This is a genomic window from Sphingomonas sp. (genome assembly GCF_040398505.1).
Taxonomy (GTDB): domain Bacteria; phylum Pseudomonadota; class Alphaproteobacteria; order Sphingomonadales; family Sphingomonadaceae; genus Sphingomonas.
Window position 1 is genome coordinate 1,167 of record NZ_JBBATX010000174.1, and the last position, 2,371, is coordinate 3,537.

2 protein-coding genes are annotated in these 2,371 nt (G+C 65.1%); both read right to left on the reverse strand.

Going from position 1 to position 2,371, the window contains the following annotated elements; all coding sequences use genetic code 11:
- Positions 1 to 41: 41 nt before the first annotated feature.
- Positions 42 to 656: a 30S ribosomal protein S4 gene (rpsD, locus tag ABWP09_RS14000; RefSeq protein ID WP_176497724.1), complete on the reverse strand. Its 615-nt coding sequence runs from the start codon at positions 654 to 656 to the stop codon at positions 42 to 44.
- A gap of 151 nt (positions 657 to 807) precedes the next feature.
- Positions 808 to 2,371: acyltransferase family protein (locus ABWP09_RS14005; RefSeq protein WP_353205735.1), on the reverse strand; the 1,564-nt coding region annotated here is incomplete at its 5' end.

Below are 2,371 nucleotides of genomic sequence, written 5' to 3' on the forward strand. Positions count from 1 at the left end.
CGCTGAGTGTGGCTGGATTTAGCTTGCGCTAAATCCTCGCCTCAGCGGCTGTAAAATTCGACCACCAGATTGGGTTCCATCTTCACCGGATACGGGACCTCATCAAGCGCCGGCACGCGCGTGAAGGTGACCTTGGCGGCACCGTCGGGGGCGACATAATCGGGGATTTCGCGCTCGGCGAGGCTCTGCGCCTCCATCACCAGCGCCATTTCCTTGGCCTTGTCGCCGAGCGTAATCTCGTCACCGACGAAGCAGCGGCGGCTGGCGATGTTGCACTTCACGCCGTTGACGCGGACGTGGCCATGCGAAACGAGCTGGCGTGCGGCCCAAACCGTTGGCGCGAACTTCGCACGATAGACGATCATGTCGAGCCGCTGCTCAAGCAGGCCGATCAGGTTCTGGCCGGTATCGCCCTTCATGCGTGCGGCTTCGGTGTAGCAAGCGCGGAATTGCTTCTCGGTCACGTCGCCGTAGTAGCCCTTGAGCTTCTGCTTGGCGCGCAGCTGGATACCGAAATCGCTAACCTTGCCCTTGCGGCGCTGACCGTGCTGGCCGGGGCCATATTCACGCTTGTTGACGGGCGATTTGGGGCGGCCCCAAATATTCTCGCCCATACGGCGATCGAGCTTATACTTTGCGGATGAACGCTTCGACATGGTATTTCCTTGGGCAAGTGCTTCGTAACAAGACCGCGCCGCTGAAAGCGGCGTGATCGATACCCGGTATCGCTCTATCCGGATCTGGTTTGGAGATCAGGGCAGGGCCACCGCTTCACCGGGGTGCGGGGCCAATTGCGAGGAGAGGCGGTTAGCCGGGGGCGTGGCCTGAGTCAAGCTTGGGGGCGGGTAGTAACGGACGGAGCCGCGGCATCACGATCGTGCGGACGATGAAATCGGCACCTTCCAGCGTCGGATGCTGCGTGTCATCCTGCAGCATCGCGCCACCGCCCAAGCGGGCGAGGCATTGGTCGCCCCGGCACAGCGCGTCGGCGAGCGAGATCACCGTCGCATCGGCCCCGCGCATCTGGCGTTGAAACGCGATGTCCTGCGTTCGGAAAATCCAGTCGATCGATCCGTCAGCAATCCACACCGGGCCCGTTGACGCGCCGGTCCAGTGCCGCCGAACGATCGCGCGTGACGGTGCGCTGGTCCACATGATTGCCGGTCCGAGCAAGACGACCTGCGCCACGCCCATCCGGTGGAGCCGGGCAGTCAACGCGGGCAAATAATGCTGATTCTGATCCTTGCGCATCACGATCAGCACGATGTGCGGGCGCAAGCGTGCGATCGCCGCCAGCGCATAGTCGATCGCGCGACCGCACAGCGCCGTGCTCGGCACGGGGTCAAGCCCGGGCATGCATCCGGCCGCCGTCACCCGGTCGAGCGGGATCGCTGCCGGAATGTGTGCGCGCAGCGCAGGATAGAGCGCGCCCGCATGCGAATCGCCCCACAGGAACACGCCCCCCGGCGGCCCGGCGGTGCACGCCGCTGGGATGGCGTCGCTGCCCGTGCGCTGCTGCGTTTCGAACCGGTCGCACGCGCGCCAATATGTCGCGCGGGGATCCAGAAAGACGTTAGCATTGCGTTTGACGAGCTCGTCGCGCAGCGCCAGATCGGCGGCACGGCCGGGCACCATTCCGCCCAATGCGAGGACCGCGCCCGCAGCGCCCAGCACCGCAACGACGGCAGCGCCCATTCCGGCTTGCGCGACTCCCGGCCGTGCCAGTGCACTACGAAGGCGGATTTCGAGCAGAGAGTAGGAACCGACACTGACGGGCACGAGTGCGGCGAGCGTCAGGAGGCTCGGCAGCACGGTCTGCGTCTGCGCCACGAAATACAACAGAGTAAGCGCAGGCCAGTGCCACATATACAGCGAGTAAGAGATCGCGCCGACGCCCTGGACCGCGCACCCCCGCAGCAGCGGTAGCGGGCGGTTCGCATACAGGACGGCAAGCGTGCCGAGCGTCGGCAGCAAGGCGAGCCAGCCCGGCCAGCGCGCCTCCGGCTGGATCAGCACGATGCTCGCCACGATCAACCCGTGCCCGATGACCGAGGCGGCCAGCGCGGCGCGGCGCGGCAGGTTGACCGGGTACAACCATACCAGCGCGCCCAACAGCAATTCCCACAGCCGCGCCGGCAATAGGAAGAACGCGATGTCGGGCCGCAGATACGAAAAATAGAGCGAGACCGCGAAGCCTGCGGCGCACAGTGCCAGCACGATGCGGCGGCGCCGGTGTGGCCACCACCGCCACACGCCCAGCAGAAACAGCGGGAAGAGCAAATAGAATTGCCATTCGACTGCCAGACTCCACGTATGTAACACCCATTCGTCATGCGCGTTCGGGCTGAAATAGCCGATGCGGTGGCGCCAA